Here is an 18794-nt window from a genome sequence, read left to right on the forward strand (position 1 = left end):
GTTTTTTTCTTTTTTGGTACAAGTGTAGTGTCCGGTTGTCGCTTGTTGTCGAATCGCCTATATTTTGCGATTAAGACTTAATTGAGCTGTAAAACGACTTAGTTTTTTCATTTTCGGCTTAATTAGGACCTGTTTTGACTTAATTAGTAGCTATTTAGACTTAATGTGAACCACAAAAAAGAAAAAGGAGTGGGTGAGATGGACTTAACGGGATGTATTCAGTGGAAAGGAAAAAAATTAGCTCACACCGTTCATTATCCAGCGGCATCTCAAGGTTGCACAGACAAATTTCCACTCGTTATCATCTGTCACGGATTTACGAGTACACGAATCGGAGTGGATCGTTTATTTGTAAAAACGGCTCAAGCGTTAGCGGAACTCGGGTTTGCTGTCCTCCGATTTGATTATGCTGGCTGTGGGGAAAGCGATGGGGAATATGGTGAGAATGAATTTGCTTGTTTTATTGACCAGACGAAAACAGTGATTTCATTTGGCAGCGAGCTTCCGAATGTGGACCCAAAATCTATAACACTGATCGGCCATAGTTTGGGCGGTGCTGTAGCCGCTTGTACAGCAGCTAAAGACAAGCGCGTCGGGAATGTTGTACTTTGGTCAGCTGTGGGAAATCCGTTCGAAGACATCAAGCGGATCGTAGGATATGACGGTGAACAGCCGGTAATCGACCATTTGGGATATGCGATCACGGAAGATTTTCTCTTGTCGCTTCAATCGTTTGAGCCCATCGAAGAAATTCAAAAATATCACGGTAACGTACTCACCATCCATGGAACAGCAGACCCTGTCATTTCTTCAGATTATTGCAGAAACTATTTTGAAGGAGCAGTTGACCGAAAAGAATGGAGCAGTGATATGGTGCTTGTGGAAGGCGCAAATCACACCTTCTCTTCAATCGCGCATTTTAAACAGCTCATCTCCTCCACTTCTAAATGGCTGTTGAAGCATGCTAACCTTGAGTTTCAGAATAATTTGAAAAAAAGTGTTTGACATTACATGGATTTCCTGTAATAATACAAAGTAATTTGATAGGAATACTCTTATTAAGAGCAGGTGGAGGGAATTAGCCCTATGAAGCCCGGCAACCATTCGTACTGAATAGCCAGTATGGAAACGGTGCTAAATCTAACAGTGGTCACGCTGAGAGATGAGAGGATATCGGAACTATTTTTCGAGAAGCCTTCTGTCTCTTTTATGAGCACAGAAGGCTTTTTGCATACTGCCTCTTGAAGAGTTTTTATCAGACCAAATATAGAGAACAAGTGGATAGGGGAGACAAAAATGAAAAGAATCATTCAAGTTTTACTCGCGAGTTTGGCAGTGTTTGTATTAGCAGCTTGTGGATCATCAGCAACAAATGGCGGAGAGAAAACAGAAAAGCTGGTCGTTGGGGCATCGAACGTACCCCATGCTGAGATCTTAGAAGAAGCCAAGCCGCTTCTTAAGGAAAAAGGAATTGATTTGAAGATCGTAAAATTCCAAGACTACATCTTACCGAACAAATCACTTTATGAAAAAGAAATCGATGCGAACTACTTTCAGCACATTCCATATTTAACACAGCAAGTGAAGGATAACCCGAAATACAAGTTTGAAAACGCTGGTGCTGTCCACCTTGAGCCAATGGGCGTATACTCAAAGAGACATAAGTCGTTGAAGGATCTTCCGAACGGTGCAAAAGTGATCTTAAGTAACTCTGTTGCTGAACACGGACGTATTCTTTCAATCTTTGAAGCAGAAGGACTCATCAAGCTTAAAGAAGGAAAAGGCTATGAAGCGCAGCTTAGCGATATTGTTGAGAATCCGAAGAACTTAGAATTTGTGGCAGACATCGATCCAGGTCTTTTAACAAAAGCGTATGAGCATGATGAAGGAGACGCGATCGTAATCAACACAAACTTTGCGATTGATGCGGATCTGAATCCGAAAGAAGATTCTATCGCACTTGAAGGATCAGAATCACCATTTGCGAACATCATCACAGTTCGTGAAGGAGACAAAGACAAAAAAGCAATTAAAACATTGCTAGAAGTGCTTCATTCTAAAGAAATTACAGATTTTATTGATAAAGAATACAAAGGCTCTGTTCTTGCAGTAACAGAGTAATAAATGGAGAAGCTGTCATAAGGGTGAAGTGTCCTTTATGGCGGCTTTTTTGTTTGAAAGTGATTTTGCGAAATGAAAGGCATGAACTTTAGAAGAGTTTCGGCTGATGCTTTGCTATAATCAAATGTAATGAGACATTGCTGTGGAAGGAAGAAATGAAGTGAGAAAAAGCTATTCTATGATGATTGGCTTAACCTTGCTCTTGATATGTTTAACGGCATGCGAAGAACAAGGGCAGAATCAATCGGACAAACAGAAATCTCAAAACAGAGTGGAACTTACCCTATCAGCTGCAGCTAGTTTGCAAGATGTATTACATGAGATTGCTGCTACATATGAAAAAAAACATCCCAACATAAAGATTACATATAACTTTGGAGCGTCAGGCGCACTGCAGCAGCAGATCGCACAAGGTGCACCTGTTGATCTGTTCTTCTCAGCTGCAGAAGATAAATATGATGAGCTTGTAAAGAAGGGTTTCATGGAAACAAAAACAGGAACAGATTTATTAAAAAACGAATTGGTCCTAATCGTTCCAGCCAACTCCAAACTTAAAGGGTTTGAAGATTTATCAAAAACAGAACGTATATCGATCGGTACACCTGAGTCTGTGCCAGCGGGGACATATGCGAAAGAAACGCTGGAAAACTTAAATCTATGGAACGAAATTGAAAGTAAAATCGTCTATGCCAAAGATGTACGTCAAGTTCTGACGTATGTAGAAACAGGAAATGTAGATGCTGGGATGGTTTATAAAACAGACGCGGTCAACTCGGATAAAGTAAAGATTGCAGCAGCTGCAAATGAGGAATTCCATGCACCTATCGTCTACCCTGTTGGTGTGATTAAGAACAGTTCACACAAGAAAGAAGCCAAAGCGTTTTATGAATTTCTGAAAAAAGAAGAGTCATTAAAAACCTTTGAAGACTATGGATTTAAGCGGGTAGAAAATTAGATGGCTATCGACTTTTGGTCACCAGTTCAACTATCGTTAGGCATTGCACTTGTCGCTGCCCTTCTCGTTATCGTTACAGGCTTATTTTTTGGACGGATGATGGCTCATAAGAAATTTAAAGGGAAATCCATTGTTGAAACGTTCTTTTTACTGCCATTGGTGCTTCCGCCAACCGTTGTTGGTTTTCTTCTGATCGTTTTATTTGGGAGAAATGGTCCTGGCGGGCAACTTTTTCAATGGTTATTTCACCAGCCGATTATGTTTACGTGGTGGGCCGCTGTCATTGCCTCTTCGGTCGTTGCGTTTCCTCTCATGTATCAATCAGCAAAAGCGGGTTTTGAGTCCATTGACGGTGATATAGAAAATGCAGCACGAGTTGATGGAGCAAATGAATGGCATGTTTTTATGCGAATATCCATTCCTTTAGCACTTCGGGCGATCATATCCGGTGCCATCTTAAGTTTTGCGCGAGCATTGGGAGAGTTTGGTGCAACGCTAATGTTTGCAGGCAATATTCCCGGAAAAACGCAAACAGTATCTACTGCCATCTACATGGCCATTGACTCCGGGAATATGGATCTCGCCTGGATGTGGGTAGGAAGTGTTATTATCATTTCTTTTCTCATGTTAATTGCTGTAAATCGAGTAAGAGCTTGATTCTTATTCTTCCTCATTAAATACCTCTATCGCTACGGCATACTTGCTTTTGGGCAGGTACGTTAGCTTTAGAGGTTTATTTTTATACGCCTCTAAAAAATGTGACTCTAGAATAAATCGATGTGCAAAATGAATGGTCGTTCCTTGTATGGTTATCGTTGAAACATAATCACTGCCATTTTTTGAACCATCGTACGTAATTTTAGAGGGAACGCCTACAACACTTTGAAATTCCTTATGCTCATAAGCGGCTTTATCCTGAAACAGCTGAAAGGCTGTATGTGCAAAAACAATCGAACAAATGAGAGAACCGGCAATCAGAAGGGGCACGAAAATTTTTTCGATGCCTTTCTCCATTTTAGAATGCAGCAGGAAGAGGAACATAAACAGTGAAAAGCTCGCCCCACCCATCCAAAAGTACCCTTCAGACAATACGAGGTGTTCTTTATAAACAGAAGTGGACAAAAACAAACTAATCACTGCAATGACCATTAGGAAAAACATCGTTACAAGAGTAATTGTCTTTGGTGTACGAAAGCTTCTTGTTCTCGTCATCCTTCGCTTTCTTGCCTTTTCCATGTCTCATCACTCCTTAGATTGAATATATTCCAAATAGAATTCGCCCTATTCCTTTTCTAAGAAATTCAAAGGATAAAACAAAACTATGGCGAATAGCTGAAGAAATCATTAAAGGAGAACCAGTGCTTATGAAACTTTCTCGATCACAACGTGCAGCTATCCAGTTCTTTGAAGAGTATGCTAAAAAACATAAAGAGGAAGCGTGTGAGACTATAGAACACATTTTAAAAATGGGGAATATCTCAGTCGAATTATACGAAAAAGCTGTATTGAAAATAAAAAAGAACGCAAGAATCGCTTTGCACTTTCATCCAGATCGACCAAATTCGGATTTAAGAACGGTTGCCGAAGCTTTATTGCTGGACAGCGTTTATAAAAGCCAGTTCGAAACGCAGCTTTCGAACGGAAGCGTTTCAGCATACCCTGGCGGATTGCGTGATACGTGGGAAGAAAGAATTTTTGGAGGAGCGTATCAGTTGGAGGGGACAACAAATAGCCAACGTCCAAAGTATGGTGCTTTGAATTTGATGCTTCATCCAGACGGACCAGCTCCTCGTTTTGGCTCTTGTTATTTTCTGCTGTCTCCTGAAGTCTCCGAGCGCTCAACCTTTACCTATTTAGATTCTCATCAAGATCCTAAAGAAAAGGGAACGTTGTCTCAGTTCGATATGGTTTTATCTGCTTTATTGGTAGAGATATTTACAAGAGACTTTGCCCTCGGTGAACGGGAACTCACACCAGGAAGACTAATCCATCATCTTCTTTCAAACTTAAATCAGCCAATGGTTGATCTAGCAGACCAACAGGCCGTTCGGAATCTTAATCATTATATTGAAGCGCAAGTTCATGGTGAAATTTCTTTGGAAAAAGACGTTGAAGTGCTAGTTGCTGATCCTTCTTTTCGGAATACGGAAGTGGGGAAAACATTGGAACAACTATGTTTGAAATACGCTATTAAGCTTTATTGGCATATGGGCTTTGAACTGTCAGTAGATGAGGTTCCGCCTGATTTTAGAGGTCCGGCAATGCCGTCATTGGCAAAGAGAATCGCAAAAAATAATGTGGTTAATGCGAGTGTTATTGGCCGTGCCATTATGGATCTGAAGCAAAATCCAGATGCTTGGAGCGAACGTGGAACATATAGTGAAGTTCTTCAAGAATTGAAATTGCTTTGGCATGTATTAGTGAAGGTTGGAAAACCACACTATAATGGTGACAAGGTAAAATGGACAACTTAACAATAGAGAAACGAAAAAAACAAACTTGCATTTATATTGTAATTTTGTTAATATCGTTTCAACGCTAACGATTATGAAAACTTTAAGGAGTGGTTAGCATCTATTCTTTTGATGAGTTCGGTGAACTATTGCCGGAAGAAAAGGATACCATCAACAAATTAGCTAAAGCACCCATCGAGTCACTCCACTTGGACGCTATTACGGTCGTAACCAATCTTTACCGTGCAGCACAGGGATTGCGGAATAAGATGGAGCGGGAAGTTTTGGCCAAACACGGTCTATCATGGACGTCTTTTTCCATTTTGTACGATCTTTGGATCTGGGAATCGGTAGAGACGAAAAAGCTCGCCATGTCTGCTGGGGTTTCGAAAGCAACGATCAGCAACATTACGAATACATTAGAAAGAAAAGAGCTTTGCTATCGAAAAGTGGATAATCGGGACAGACGCATCACGTGTGTCGTGCTGACGGATAAAGGCAGAAAAGTGATGGAAGAGCTGTATCCCCAGTTCCATCAAGGTGAAGTTGAAGTGGTATCTTCCTTAACGGTTGAGGAGCAAAAAGTAATATCGGGCATGCTTAGACGTGTCATCCGAGAAAATAACTTTTAATTTTATATAAACATGCAATGACTGGAAACGAAGTAGCAAGGATCTCCCTGTAACCAGAGAGCCGGTGGTGGGTGAAAACCGGAACAAAGATCATGTGAATTACATTTCCATGAGCTTTCTTTGCTTTTGACTTTTAGAGTTCAGGTGCAAAGAACGGGAAACCGTTATTTTTTGAGAGGAAGAATCGTGTGTTCTTCAATTAGGGTGGTACCGCGTGTAATAGTTAGACCACGTCCCTTTGTTTGGGATGTGGTCTTTTTGCTGATTATTTCACGGCCAGGAGGATTAGACGCGATAGGGGGTATCGGGTACACGGGATTTGTCGATTTATGTAAACTCGTCAATATATGGGTAAAACTCGCCGAATTAAGTACCAAACTCGCTGAATTATAGCTGAAACTCGCCGAATTAAGTACCAAACTCGCTGAATTAAGTCCTGAAATTCTCGAATTCGTTGTGCTGATACCCCTCCAGGTATGATAGTAGTCCCATTTCGAGACTCAATTTTCACCCTAGTGACACTTTTGTGGCTCCTTTTTAAAGGGTTTCTGTCCCATAAAGCAAAAATGAACCACCAACAGATCAAAAAAGCTTACAAAAACACGGTTAGACAACAGTTTTATTAAATCAAAGGAGGAAAAATCAGATGAATCAGGTTATGGAACAATTAACAGATAAACAACGAAATGAAGTAAAGAGGCAGATGGCGCTCTATAGCCAAGGGGTTCAGGATATTATTCCTGTTGAAGATCTAGAAGCAAAAGTGGCGAAATCCATTCTTGAAAACCGCCCGCTAAAAATCAAACTTGGACTAGATCCGTCAGCACCAGATGTACACCTCGGTCATACGGTGGTCCTAAATAAACTCAGACAGTTTCAAGAGAACGGTCATATCATCCAGCTGATCATTGGAGATTTTACAGGAAAGATTGGCGACCCGACTGGCAAGTCTGTTGCGCGCAAGCAACTAACAACAGAAGAAGTGGAGCATAACGCGAAGACATACTTCGAACAATTCGGTAAAATCGTCGACATGGAAAAGGTCGAGCTTCATTACAATTCTAAATGGCTTTCGCAGCTTAACTTTGAAGATGTGATTAACCTTGCAGGAAAGATAACGGTGGCACGGCTTCTAGAACGTGACGATTTCGATGAGCGGATCTCAACAGGTAAACCAATCTCGCTGCATGAGTTCTTTTACCCGCTCATGCAAGGCTACGATTCAGTCATGTTGGAGTGTGATATTGAGCTCGGGGGAACGGATCAGCATTTTAACATTTTAATGGGAAGACACTACCAAGAAAAGTTCGGAAAAGAAAAACAAGTTGCCATGTTGATGCCGCTACTCGAAGGATTAGATGGCGTTGAAAAGATGTCGAAGTCTAAAAAGAATTACATTGGAATTGATGAAGCGCCAGAAGAAATGTACGGCAAGTCGATGTCTATTCCTGATTCGCTTATGATTAAATACTTTGAACTCGTGACAAACTTCACGCCTGAAGAACTTCAACGATTGAAGAGTGATATCGCGAGTGAGGAAATGCACCCCCGTGATGCGAAGATGCTTTTAGCCAATACAATTGTGAAGATGTACCATGGCAAGAAAGCAGCTGAAGCGGCCGAAAAGCATTTTATTACTGTGTTTCAGCAAGGTACCATGCCTGAAGAGATTCCAGTGATCAAGTGGAATGGTGTAGAGGAAGTATCTATTATTGACCTAATTGTTGAGCTCGAGCTGCTCACGTCAAAAAGTGAAGCTCGCCGAATGATTGCCAACCGTGGTGTTAAAATCAATGGTGAAAAAGTGGAAGATACGAATCTGGTGGTTCAAATTAATGAGGGTTTGATTGTTCAAGTAGGGAAAAGAAAATTTGTGAAGATCGCAAAATAGGGTAGAGTTGAAAAAATGTAAAAACGACCAAAAGTGGTCGTTTTTCACTAAATAAGAGTTATATAATAACTGCCGGTTCAGTAACGGTAAGAGTACGGTTAAACGTATTCATGTTCACGTTTACGCCTAGAGGGACTGCTGCTTTATAGTAACCATGCGCACTTGCCAAGTTTGTTATCAATGGTTTCCCTAGTGGAACGAGAAATTCATCGATTAAATTTTCGTACGTTTTTCCATAAGCCGGCTGGCATTCTGTACATTCACCCATGATGATTCCGATACAATCGTCAAATTTACCTGCGAGCTTCAAATGATTCAAATACCGAAAAATCGTATTAACTGGCTCATGTGTATCTTCAAGCAATAGTATTTTTCCTTTCGTGTCCATTTCGTAAGGGGTTCCTAAACTGCCTACAAATGACGTAAGATTGCCGCCAACAACAGGGCCTGTAACATTTCCCTGAACTTTACTAACGAGTGGTATTTCCGGTGGATTATTAATCGTCCACGGTGCGCTTAACTGGGTAACAGCGTTAAAAAATTGATTGTAGTTATAAGGTGGCGTTCTTGGACGGAAATCCAGAAGCATCAGGCTTTGAAAGGATACTAGATCAGCAAATTGATAGAGGACATTAAGCAGAATGGTAATGTCACTATAACCCGAAACGATCTTTGGATTACTTTTTATGATGTTGAAGTCCAAGTAGGGAAGGATACTCGCAACGCCCACACCGCCTCGGGTTGGCAGGATCATTTTTACTTGCTGATTTTGAAACATCTTCATTAAATCTGATGCCTGCTGCTCTGGCGTTCCAGCTAAAAATCCGTTAGCAGTATATACATAATCACCAACAATGACTTGAAACCCCATATTTCTTAATGTGCTGATTCCTTCATTGATAATGTTCGCCTCTAGCGGGCTGCCTAATGTTACAATTCCGATCGTATCACCCCGCTGCAATTGACGCGGTTTAATCGCCATACACCACAACTCCCTCCATCAAACCAAAAACCCTCTAACCATTATATTTTGTTAGAGAGTTTGGTATGAAAAAAACGTCCTAATCGTTCTTGGACGTTTTAACATGGCCTAGTAAGGCTTAGGCTGATAAAAGTAATTAGGCTTTATGATCTCATTTTTATAAGGCTTATGGAAAATGTGGGTGGTGGCCGGAGACATCGGTGGAATGAGCCAAGCCCAGTTTCCAGTTACTTTTCGGCCGTTTTCTGATTCTTTTTCTTCAAACTTCTTAAACTGCTGTGCTGCGGTATGATGGTCGACGATACTAACGCCGTCTTCTCTGAACGAATGCAGCACGGCAATGTTCAGTTCCACGAGTGCTCTATCTTTCCAAAGGGAGATGGAACTTTTCGTATCCAGCCCCATAAGTGATGCGATCTGCGGCAGCATGTTGTATCGATCTTCATCTGCTAAGTTACGAGCGCCAATTTCCGTTCCCATGTACCATCCGTTAAAAGGTGCTGCCGTATAATGAATGCCGCCAATTTCAAGTTTCATATCAGAAATGAAAGGGACACCGTACCATTTCAGCTGAAGATCTTGAAACCACTCGTATTCCGGATGTTGAATTTCTACTTCAAGTGCTGCCGATGCTGGCAGTTCAAAGAATTTAGGCTGATTGTTGTTGATTTGGATCACGATCGGAAGGATATCGAACCTTCCGTATTTTGGTTCCCAACCTAACTCTATACATTTTTTTGTGAATTCAATGGATGCTGGATCACCAATCACACCATCTTCTACAACATACCCCGCATAACGAATCATCTGATGGTTCCAGATGCGAACTCGGTGATTCTCTGTTTCAGGTGTGAAAATCGTGATGGTTGGACGGATGCGCCCGTTATTCGTGGCATACGTCATGTGCTCAATAATAGCTTGAAAGATTTCTTCTTCTGTCTCCAGATGGCGTTTGTCGAATGTATGCATCTGGTCCCAAAAGAGTCTCCCGATGCAGCGGTTGCTGTTACGCCAAGCGACTTTTGCACCGTACTCTAATTCAAGATGTGTGTGTTTGTATGTACCTTGTTCAAGGATCTCACTCGTAATCTCGTTGATCCTATTCTTAATTTCATCTTGTGTTTTATTTAATTCAATGTAGCAGGAAGTAATGAATTCCGTTGCTTCATGTAAAAGATTGGTTTCCAAAGTAAAGCCCCCAACAAAATAAGTGTATTCTTATAATAGCCGAGTTTTTACGGAAATACCGCATTTAAGTGTTACAAAATAGGTACATAAGCTTTTGAAAAAACATTAGATTCGAAGGGAGAAACATTCATGCAAGAAAAGTTTCCTATCATTGAAACCGAACGATTAATTTTAAGAGAAGTAACATTGAAAGATGCTGAAGACATGCTTACTTATTTGTCTGATCCTGACGTAGTCAAACATATGGGACTTGAACCTTACCAAACCGTTGAAGACGTACAAAGTGAAATTCAGTGGTATCAATCTATTGTAAAAGAAGGTTCAGGTGTGAGGTGGGGAATTACGCTAAGAAATTCCGGTAAAGTGATCGGAAGCTGTGGTTTCTTAAATAGAGCCCCAAAGCATTTTCGAGCTGAAGTGGGATTTGAACTGAGCAAACAATATTGGGGAAAAGGAATTGCTTCAGAAGCGTTAGAAGCTGTTGTGAAGTTTGGCTTTAAACATATGGAGCTAGAACGGATCGAGGCGCTTATTGAACCAGGTAATACTTCATCACAAATGCTGGTAGAGAAGACCGGCTTCGTGAGGGAAGGTTTGCTTAGACACTATGAATATACGTGCGGAAAGTTTGATGATCTTTTAATATACTCCATCTTAAAAGGTGATCTTACCTAAAACGAACATTGCTAAGAAGATTAAATAGCAGAAAGGACAAATGCTAGTATTAATGCACTGATAATAGCGATTACAATCAACCCATTCTTTTCTCGCGCTTTCATTTCATCATGCTTTACATACGTATCAATCACTACGATCGCACAAATTGTTTTTACCATTAGTAACACAATTAACTGCAAGAAATCTCTAGCTGTTAGTTGTTTGAAACTCACTTGAAAACTTTCCTGTAGATCTATACCCATTAATACAAATAGCATGAATGGGGCTAAAAAGTGCAAAAAGACTTTAATTTTGGATTTTGTTTGAATGTGCATTTTAATATCCTCACTTATTATTAGAGTAAAGAATGGTAGATGGTTAAACTAGTTTAATTTGGAAGTATATTATTATTGTACTCTCGATAAATGTTTTTGTAATTCACTTTGTTGAAGCAGAGAGTAATTAAAGAACCACTTGTTTTAGTTTGATCAATCAAATGATTTTCCTTTAAAAACGAACATTTTAATAATTTTATATACTTAAAGTTAAGTTTTTAGTTGAAAATAGTTACTTATGTTGTTATATTATCAAGGTAGTATAATAAAAAACGAATTACTCGTATATGCTCGGTAATAAGGTCTGAGTGTTTCTACCCGGTTCCCAATGAAAGAACTGGACTACGAGTTAAAGTAAATTGTTGGTTCAGTTTTTCTGTCTCGCAGCGCTGTGATTAGGCATCCGCTAATTACTATACTTTGACTCAATAGGTCTAGAGGTAGAACGCATTCTACACTCTAGACCTTTTTATTTGAACATTTCGAGTGAAATACGACACCTGGAGGAGAGTACATAATGAAGAAATACGGTTTGATTGCAATCGCTGCGATACTATTTTTATCAGCACTTGCAGGGTTCAACTTTAACCAAACTGCAGCAGGAAAAGAAGAGTCGAAAAAACCGATTATCATTCAAGGACCGATGCCGATTGAAGCGGAGAATTTTGCAAAGCGTTTAAAGAATGTAAAAGAAGAGAAGTCAGGAAACTTTGTATTTTACAAAGGAACGCTTGATAACTATCCGGTAATCGTTGCTAAAACGGGTAAGGGAATGGAGAACACAGCAGCGGCAACAGCCATTGCGATTGAAAGATACAAGCCAGTTGCCATCATCAACCAAGGAACGTCTGGTGGACATGATCCAAGTTTAAACGTGTTTGATATCGTCCTTGGCAAGCGCACAGTAAATTTAGGTTCATTAAAAACGCCTCATAAAGAATCAAACGAAGGGATCCACCCAACATCTTGGATTCCAATGGACTTAATGGCATCTGAAGGTAGTGCTGGAGAAGATCCGAATGCTGAAAAAGCGCGTTACTTCGAAGGAGACGAAGAGCTGCTAGCGGCAGCTCATGCGGTAAAGGACAAATATACAAAAGGTAAAGTCGTTGAAGGGACAATCGGTTCTGCAGATGTTTGGAACAATGAAGTGGATCGCATCAAATGGTTCCATGAGAACTTTGGCACGTCAGTAGAAGAGATGGAAGGCGCTTCAGCTGCACAAATTTCCAAAGCATATGATGTTGCGTTCTTAGGAATCCGCGTACTTTCGAACAACAAAACAAACGGCGGCAAATACGATCCGACAACTGCTGCTGCAAACCAAGACTATGTGTATGAAGTCGTTAAACAATACATTTCTATGAAAAAAGGTAAATAATCCGTGTTCGAAAAACCCCGCTGAACTTGCTTCAGCGGGGTTTATTTTTCGGAGATCGCTTGATTAAACTTTTTCAGCAAGTTGCCAAACTGCTTCCGTTCCTCGTCCGTCCAATCCTCCGTTAAAATCTCAAATCGATCCAATCGAGCTTTTTTATATTCGTTAAAATCACTCGTACCTGATTCGGTTAGTTGAAGGAAATAGGCACGGCGGTCAGTTGGATCTGGTATTTTGCTCACATATCCTTTTTTCTCGAGTGACGCTGCTTGACGGCTTACAGTAGACGTATCGAGCTGTAAATTTTCCGCAAGTGTTTTCACACCCGATGGGCCCTCCACTGACAATTCGTGCATGAGGAGATAGGCAGATCTATCTAGATTACCGATCTTATTTTTTGAGGTGATGGATGTAACGCGGCGAACGAGTACTGCCATCTCTAGTTCAATTTTTTCTAATAGGGGATTTCCCATCTTTTTTCCACCTTTTCGTTCAAAGCTTCTATCTTCATGATAACCGAAGAAGGTTACTCTAAACAACGTCTCTACGCATTGACACGCATATAGTTGTATTATACAATAATGTAGTTGTATTATACAATTACATGTAAGGAGATGTGAGAATGGCATCGAACACACAAACCGTTGGCTCGGCAAAAGTTTCGGGAGTTACTTTAGATAAACAAAGTCTATTTCATCAGCCGATCTCTGTATGGGCTGTTTTTTTCGCATGTATCACGGCTTTCATGGGCATGGGGCTTGTAAACCCTGTACTGCCTACAATAGCTGACAACCTGCAGGCATCACCTAGTGAAGTGACACTGCTTTATACAAGCTATAATGCTGTAATGGCGTTTGCGATGTTAATTACAAGTACAGTTTCATCGCGACTTGGAAATAAGGGGACCCTTTTGACAGGAGTGCTCATTATCGCAACGGTTTCTGCACTTGGTGGTTTTGCCGATAACATATGGACCCTTGTCGGACTTCGTGCAGGATGGGGACTTGGAAACGCATTGTTCGTGGCAACGGCTCTTGCTGCAATCGTCTCCGTGTCAAGCAGCGGGACCGCCAAAGCAATCATTTTGTATGAAGCAGCAGTGGGTCTCGGCATTTCAATCGGTCCGTTGCTCGGTGGTACTTTGGGTTCTATAACTTGGCGAGCACCTTTTATAGGTGTATCTGTCTTAATGGCTTTGGCTTTCTTGATTCTGATGCTTTTAATGCCTAAACCCAATCCGCACGTTGTTGCTATTAAGAAGAAGACCCCTTTATCTGCGCCCTTTAAAGCGATGAAGCACCGCTCTCTTTTGGTACTCGGAATCGTAGCGGCACTTTATAACATCGGCTTCTTTACGATTATGGCATTCGCGCCATTCGTGATGGGCCTTCATCCAAAAGGGTTAGGTTATGTCTTTTTAGGATGGGGAACACTCCTCGCGATTACTTCTGTTTTTATGGCACCAAAATTGGAGCGCAGATTTGGAACCGTGAAATCAATGGCCATGATGTTATTTTTGTTTGTGGCAGACCTTGTTGTAATGGGGTTATTCACATCGACACAATGGGTAATCATAACTAGCATTGTTTTTGCTGGAGCTATCTTGGGTAACACCAACACACTCATCACTACTGCAGTAATGGAAGCCGCACCCGTTGAGCGCTCAACAGCATCAGCCGCATATAGCTTTCTCCGCTTTTTAGGCGCAGCGATCTCACCCTATATGGCAGCCAAGTTAGCCGAGATCTTTAACGTGCATGTTCCGTTTTTTATTGCTGCAGGATTCGTATTCTTATCCATCGTGTTTATTGGGTGGAACTATAAGCATCTCGCGCACGTAGATCGAATGGATACATCGCATTAATAAGAAAAGCCTGTTCCGAGTAAGGAACAGGCTTTTTTAGAGCTCTTTTTTATAAGATTGGGCAGTTTTGGTACCATAACTGTTCTGATTTTTCTTTGCGGTATTCCGGACGGTTTTGAAGCAGCATTTGGTAGCAGAAAAGTGGCCGGCAACTCGTGAATCCCACGCGTTCGCAAGATGAATCCAAAAGTTTTGGTCCTGAATCCACGAGTTTCTGCATTCAATCCACGAGTTTTGGTCTTGAATCCAAAAGTTTTGGCCGTATATCCACGAGTCTACAATCCTCGGCAGAAATCGACATTCAGGTGTGCGAAATGAGTACCGATGAACTTGCTTACTGCTCTGTTAAAATAATCGGACCATCCTTCGTAATGGCAAGTGTGTGCTCGTATTGAGCGGAAAGCTTGCCGTCTATTGTCCGGGCGGTCCAGCCGTTCATATCCATCTTACTCTGCCATGCACCTTCATTGATCATCGGCTCAATCGTGATAACCATGCCCTCTTTAAGTTTCAGACCTTTTCCTGGTTCACCATAGTGCGTAATTTGTGGATCTTCATGAAGAGTTGGCCCGATCCCATGAGCCGTAAAATCGCGAACAACGGAAAAACCTTCTCTCTCAGCGTAGGTCTGAATCGCGTGTCCGATATCCCCAAGGCGGTTTCCGACAAAAGCTTGCTCAATTCCTTTATAAAGACATTCTTTCGTAACGTCGAGCAATTTTTGTTTTTGAGGCGAAATGCTTCCGACAGCATACGTCCAAGCTGAGTCTGCTAATCCTCCACGAAGATTTACAACCATATCTATCGTCACGATGTCTCCCTTTTTTAAAGGTTGCTTGCGCGGGAAACCATGGCAGATTTCATCATTTATAGAAGCACATGTTGCGTATGGGTAGCCGTGAAATCCTTTTTGCTCTGGTGTTGCCCCATGTTCAGCTAAGAATTTTTCAACAAACTCGTCAATTTCTTGTGTTGTAATACCAGGCTTAATGAGTTTAGCGATCTCCCGGTGGGTTGAGGCTAAAAGCTTGCCCGCATTATGCATAAGCTCAATCTCTCGAGCAGATTTAAAATGGATCATGTTCTATCCCTCTTAACTTTTAAATGATATAACGTTTATTATACATGGGTGGTGCTTTATCACCAAAGTTTGAGATTTACAACTTTAGAAGGATTTATAATCTGGTAATTAGGTTATGATTGAAGAAGAGAACGAACAAACAGGTAAAGGAGACATAATCATGGAACAAACTCTTTATGAAAAAGTTGGCGGGGAAGAAGCCGTCTCGAAGGTAGTCGATTATTTTTATGATGAGCTCGTTTTAAAGGATGAATCTGTTAATCATTTCTTTGAACATACCGATATGGAAAAACAAAAAAGTCACCAAACCAAATTCATCAGTTTTGCGTTAGGTGGCCCTAAGCAATATAGTGGAAAATCTATGGCAAAAGCGCATGAAGGCTTAAACCTTCAGCCTGAACATTTCAATAGCATTGCCACACATCTGCATGACGCACTCGCTCATTTTGGAGTACCAGAAGCTGATATCCAAACAGCACTGTCGAAAGTCGCTACTTTAAAGGATGATATTCTCTATAAATAGGAACGAAAAAAATGCCCAGAGCAAACTCTGAGCATTTTTTATTTCAGTATAAAGATCCCAACAAGCGAGTAGACGATTACTGTTGAAAACAAGATTGTCATATGAATAAGAGAATAGATGAAAAGGAGCTTTGCCCATTTCTCTGAATCTTTGTTTTTCTTGTAACCATAGATGCTGAGCACGAGCCAGCCAACGTTCATGAGCAGGGCAACTAACGTTAAACCTAAGCTTAATGGCAGAAATAAAAAGCTAGTTAAACTTAAGAGCACGAGATAGATATTGGTTTGCGTGTATGTTCTTTTTATACCTTTTACGACAGGAAGCATTGGGATTCGAGCCGCTTTGTATTCATCGTGACGTCGAATCGCAATCGCATAAAAGTGTGGCATTTGCCAGATCACCTGGATGATGAATAATGCTACGATTGCTGGATGTGCAAGAGTACCAGTCATTGCCGCCCAGCCAATTAGCGGAGGCATTGCTCCAGAAATACTGCCGACTTCTGTGTTGTAGATTGTTCTGCGCTTCGTCCACATTGTATAGGGAACGACATAAAAGAACAGACCAAGAAAACCCAGCACTGCAGCAAGCGGCGTTGTGAATGCGAGCGCACAAATTCCAAGTATAGCCATAACAGAAGCAAGTGTTATGGCTGATTTAATGTTAATCTCGCCCGTAACAGTAGGTCTTCCTTTTGTTCGTTCCATAATGGCATCGATGTCCCGGTCGTAAACGTTGTTAAACGTACCGGCAGCACCAATGACTAAAATCGTACCGATCAAAACAAAAAGGACATCTAAAATCTTCGTGCCAGGATCGATATCGTACGTATATAAAGCCAGTGTAAGTCCCGCAAACATGGGAACAAGGTTTGATTTAATAATCCCTGTTTTTACCGTTTGTGACAAGACCTCTGACCGTTTTTGTTTTTCTAAACTAACAGTTCTCTCCATACTATAAGACACCATCTTCACAATATTTCTCTCTCTATATTATCCATATAGTGTAACCTTAAATCCACCTCTATTAAAGCACTAAATCTTTTCCCAGTACAAATAATAGAACACCTGGTGACACATTACAAAAGACTTTTGTGAACGTTTTGTGAGGGTTGTGTGATGGAAATGTGATACAAACGCTTACGACGCTTGAGGTGTCTGGAATTTTTGCTGCTGCTTAATAAAAACGGGATTTACTCGACCAATAGTAGTAAACCATTCGAAAAAAACAAATATGAGACTAAAGTTGTCATTTGGAAAATTTTGAAACATTTCGTTTCTATTTGTCGTATTATTAGCTAGATAGTTAATGGGAGTGAAGTACACATGGAATCCATCTTATCTGTTCTTGTTCTGGTATCCCTGATCTTCTCGATAATATATGTAGTTCGGCAAAGAAAGGCACAGGGTATAACCGGATTGAAAACAGCTTTAACATCAATCTGTTTCTTTTTAGTCGCGATTACGAACCTTTTGGCATACTGGTTTGATTTCCTTGGCATTTGGAGCTGGGTAAGCACAATAGGGTTGCTGCTGTTAGGTGCGTATTTTACAAAGTATTTGCACCCGGCTCACTCGAAAGATAGTGGGAGTGCCTGATAGGTAGCTGATACATAGCTAACGTGAAATTTTTGGGTATAGCTTGAATATATTGAGATTAATGTGAAATTAATGTAATTAACGTGAACGTGAAATTAATTTACGCATGCATTTTTAAATTTTCGGTTATTGTTCATCTCAGAAAGTTTTTTTATGATTGCTATAAACCAAAGAGGTATGCCGTTTATTAAAAAGTGAATAACAACTAAATGCATTAAAGAGGTGAGAGCATGCCGCATGACGAAAACACAAACTTTCCGACAAAATTAGCAAAACCTGCTCAACGAGCACTTGCTTCTGCGGGGATCGTTTCCCTCGAACAATTAGCTGATTGGACTGAAACAGACCTTATGAAGTTACACGGAATGGGTCCAAAAGCATTGAAACAGCTGCTGGATGCACTAGAAGAAAAAGGACTATCGATTAAAAAGTAAGAAAGTGCTATATACAAAATATCAACAGGTTTGAAAATTAATATCGATGTTGAGGGACTTCTTAAATTTGATTATAAGTCCAGCAAAATGAAATAACGGGGGACAAACCATGAATGATCCATACCCAGAATTTATTTACTTACGTCCGATTTTTATAGCATTCATTATTATTCTTTTCATAGTATTAGCTGCGATAAGTATTCAAAGAAAAAATAAGTTTCTTAATCATTTCAGTTTCTACAGCATTACATTAATTTGTTTGATTATTCCAACGATTACATTGACCGCATCAGGTTATATCGTCGACGATTATAACCTAGGTGGTGACGAGATTTCATTTTATATGTGGATGGCTATTGTAGGGTTATCTGTCTTTAACACGTTTGTTTTTCTTATAAAAGATGGTCGTGAAAAGGAGGCCATTAACCGATGACTTTGCGTTTCCCTATTATCTTTGCTTTATTTATGCTTGTTGGCCCTATTATGAAATTCTTTATTCCAAAGACCTGGGAAGTATGGCAATATGCTTTATTATCAGGTGTTACAGTAGGTATCCTGATCTGGGGATTTTATAAAATAGGTCTTGATAAGAAAACTGTGCCAATCTGGCTAGGTGTATCAATGATAATAGCAGCATTTTTTGGTTCGATCTATCTAGCCGAATTACACGAGCCACAAATACAATAGTAAAAGTTGGTCCTC

22 protein-coding genes, 2 riboswitches and 1 other annotated feature are annotated in these 18794 nt (G+C 40.5%); of the genes, 15 read left to right on the plus strand and 7 right to left on the minus strand.

The features are described 5' to 3' along the window. Positions 1-198: 198 nt before the first annotated feature. The 4 genes from AWM68_RS02885 (at position 199) to modB (ending at position 3733) form a co-directional block, all read left to right on the plus strand. Complete coding sequence (locus tag AWM68_RS02885) at positions 199-1005, plus strand: alpha/beta hydrolase (protein WP_066236646.1); 807 nt, start codon at positions 199-201, stop codon at positions 1003-1005. 47 nt (positions 1006-1052) lie between these two features. After that, positions 1053-1169: riboswitch (SAM riboswitch) on the plus strand. A 127-nt stretch (positions 1170-1296) separates the two neighbouring features. Continuing rightward, positions 1297-2121 (plus strand): MetQ/NlpA family ABC transporter substrate-binding protein, encoded by an 825-nt coding sequence (locus tag AWM68_RS02890; RefSeq protein WP_066236649.1) that lies wholly within the window; start codon positions 1297-1299, stop codon positions 2119-2121. Between the two features lie 178 nt (positions 2122-2299). Next, complete coding sequence (gene modA / locus AWM68_RS02895; RefSeq protein WP_156488301.1) at positions 2300-3076, plus strand: molybdate ABC transporter substrate-binding protein; 777 nt, start codon at positions 2300-2302, stop codon at positions 3074-3076. Then, positions 3077-3733 carry a molybdate ABC transporter permease subunit gene (gene modB, locus AWM68_RS02900; RefSeq protein WP_066236651.1) on the plus strand — a complete coding sequence of 219 codons (657 nt, stop codon included), beginning with the start codon at positions 3077-3079 and terminating at the stop codon, positions 3731-3733. It begins immediately after the preceding gene. 3 nt (positions 3734-3736) lie between these two features. Here modB and AWM68_RS02905 read toward each other — a convergent pair whose 3' ends face one another. Next, positions 3737-4312: a hypothetical protein gene (locus AWM68_RS02905; RefSeq protein WP_066236655.1), complete on the minus strand. Its 576-nt coding sequence runs from the start codon at positions 4310-4312 to the stop codon at positions 3737-3739. Positions 4313-4440: 128 nt separating this feature from the next. On the opposite strand from AWM68_RS02905, the gene AWM68_RS02910 reads away from it, so the two are divergent. The 3 genes from AWM68_RS02910 (at position 4441) to tyrS (ending at position 8052) form a co-directional block, all read left to right on the plus strand. Continuing rightward, positions 4441-5550: a DUF3626 domain-containing protein gene (locus AWM68_RS02910; RefSeq protein WP_066236657.1), complete on the plus strand. Its 1110-nt coding sequence runs from the start codon at positions 4441-4443 to the stop codon at positions 5548-5550. A gap of 98 nt (positions 5551-5648) precedes the next feature. Next, positions 5649-6161 carry a MarR family transcriptional regulator gene (locus tag AWM68_RS02915; protein WP_066237460.1) on the plus strand — a complete coding sequence of 171 codons (513 nt, stop codon included), beginning with the start codon at positions 5649-5651 and terminating at the stop codon, positions 6159-6161. 8 nt (positions 6162-6169) lie between these two features. Continuing rightward, positions 6170-6402: a binding site (T-box leader), on the plus strand. A gap of 405 nt (positions 6403-6807) precedes the next feature. Continuing rightward, positions 6808-8052 (plus strand): tyrosine--tRNA ligase, encoded by a 1245-nt coding sequence (gene tyrS / locus AWM68_RS02920; protein WP_066236659.1) that lies wholly within the window; start codon positions 6808-6810, stop codon positions 8050-8052. A gap of 58 nt (positions 8053-8110) precedes the next feature. Here tyrS and AWM68_RS02925 read toward each other — a convergent pair whose 3' ends face one another. Together AWM68_RS02925 and AWM68_RS02930 are read right to left on the minus strand one after the other, a co-directional pair. Continuing rightward, positions 8111-9034, minus strand: coding sequence for a S66 peptidase family protein (locus AWM68_RS02925; RefSeq protein ID WP_066236660.1), 924 nt, complete (start codon positions 9032-9034; stop codon positions 8111-8113). Positions 9035-9142: 108 nt separating this feature from the next. Then, positions 9143-10222: a nitric oxide synthase oxygenase gene (locus AWM68_RS02930; RefSeq protein ID WP_066236662.1), complete on the minus strand. Its 1080-nt coding sequence runs from the start codon at positions 10220-10222 to the stop codon at positions 9143-9145. 129 nt (positions 10223-10351) lie between these two features. On the opposite strand from AWM68_RS02930, the gene AWM68_RS02935 reads away from it, so the two are divergent. Beyond that, the gene (locus tag AWM68_RS02935; protein ID WP_066236664.1) at positions 10352-10897 is read left to right on the plus strand and encodes a GNAT family N-acetyltransferase; all 546 of its coding nucleotides are present in this window, start codon (positions 10352-10354) and stop codon (positions 10895-10897) included. Between the two features lie 20 nt (positions 10898-10917). On the opposite strand, the gene AWM68_RS02940 is transcribed toward AWM68_RS02935, so the two are convergent. After that, complete coding sequence (locus AWM68_RS02940) at positions 10918-11214, minus strand: hypothetical protein (protein ID WP_066236666.1); 297 nt, start codon at positions 11212-11214, stop codon at positions 10918-10920. A gap of 261 nt (positions 11215-11475) precedes the next feature. Then, a riboswitch (purine riboswitch) is annotated at positions 11476-11579 on the plus strand. A gap of 152 nt (positions 11580-11731) precedes the next feature. Here AWM68_RS02940 and AWM68_RS02945 point away from each other — a divergent pair. Next, entirely contained in the window at positions 11732-12595 is an 864-nt protein-coding gene (locus AWM68_RS02945; protein ID WP_066236668.1) for a 5'-methylthioadenosine/S-adenosylhomocysteine nucleosidase, read from the plus strand. 41 nt (positions 12596-12636) lie between these two features. Here AWM68_RS02945 and AWM68_RS02950 read toward each other — a convergent pair whose 3' ends face one another. After that, a complete protein-coding gene (locus tag AWM68_RS02950; protein ID WP_066236670.1) occupies positions 12637-13065 on the minus strand; it encodes a MarR family winged helix-turn-helix transcriptional regulator in 429 nt (142 codons plus the stop codon). A 149-nt stretch (positions 13066-13214) separates the two neighbouring features. Here AWM68_RS02950 and AWM68_RS02955 point away from each other — a divergent pair, with 149 nt between their 5' ends. Continuing rightward, complete coding sequence (locus tag AWM68_RS02955) at positions 13215-14456, plus strand: MFS transporter (protein ID WP_066236672.1); 1242 nt, start codon at positions 13215-13217, stop codon at positions 14454-14456. 334 nt (positions 14457-14790) lie between these two features. Here AWM68_RS02955 and map read toward each other — a convergent pair whose 3' ends face one another. Then, the gene (gene map, locus AWM68_RS02960; RefSeq protein ID WP_066236674.1) at positions 14791-15537 is read right to left on the minus strand and encodes a type I methionyl aminopeptidase; all 747 of its coding nucleotides are present in this window, start codon (positions 15535-15537) and stop codon (positions 14791-14793) included. Between the two features lie 160 nt (positions 15538-15697). On the opposite strand from map, the gene AWM68_RS02965 reads away from it, so the two are divergent. Then, complete coding sequence (locus AWM68_RS02965; protein ID WP_066237462.1) at positions 15698-16060, plus strand: group I truncated hemoglobin; 363 nt, start codon at positions 15698-15700, stop codon at positions 16058-16060. A 38-nt stretch (positions 16061-16098) separates the two neighbouring features. Here the strand turns inward: AWM68_RS02965 and cyoE are convergent, their stop codons facing one another. Next, complete coding sequence (cyoE, locus tag AWM68_RS02970) at positions 16099-17013, minus strand: heme o synthase (protein WP_066236678.1); 915 nt, start codon at positions 17011-17013, stop codon at positions 16099-16101. 372 nt (positions 17014-17385) lie between these two features. Here cyoE and AWM68_RS02980 point away from each other — a divergent pair, with 372 nt between their 5' ends. The 4 genes from AWM68_RS02980 (at position 17386) to AWM68_RS02995 (ending at position 18779) form a co-directional block, all read left to right on the plus strand. Then, complete coding sequence (locus AWM68_RS02980; RefSeq protein WP_066236682.1) at positions 17386-17658, plus strand: hypothetical protein; 273 nt, start codon at positions 17386-17388, stop codon at positions 17656-17658. A 230-nt stretch (positions 17659-17888) separates the two neighbouring features. Next, the gene (locus AWM68_RS02985; protein ID WP_066236684.1) at positions 17889-18092 is read left to right on the plus strand and encodes a helix-hairpin-helix domain-containing protein; all 204 of its coding nucleotides are present in this window, start codon (positions 17889-17891) and stop codon (positions 18090-18092) included. 109 nt (positions 18093-18201) lie between these two features. Further along, positions 18202-18525 (plus strand): hypothetical protein, encoded by a 324-nt coding sequence (locus AWM68_RS02990; protein WP_066236687.1) that lies wholly within the window; start codon positions 18202-18204, stop codon positions 18523-18525. Continuing rightward, positions 18522-18779 carry a hypothetical protein gene (locus AWM68_RS02995; RefSeq protein ID WP_066236689.1) on the plus strand — a complete coding sequence of 86 codons (258 nt, stop codon included), beginning with the start codon at positions 18522-18524 and terminating at the stop codon, positions 18777-18779. The genes AWM68_RS02990 and AWM68_RS02995 overlap by 4 nt, the downstream gene beginning before the upstream one ends. Positions 18780-18794 lie beyond the last annotated feature (15 nt).

The organism is Fictibacillus phosphorivorans (assembly GCF_001619875.1).
Lineage (GTDB): Bacteria > Bacillota > Bacilli > Bacillales > Fictibacillaceae > Fictibacillus > Fictibacillus phosphorivorans_B.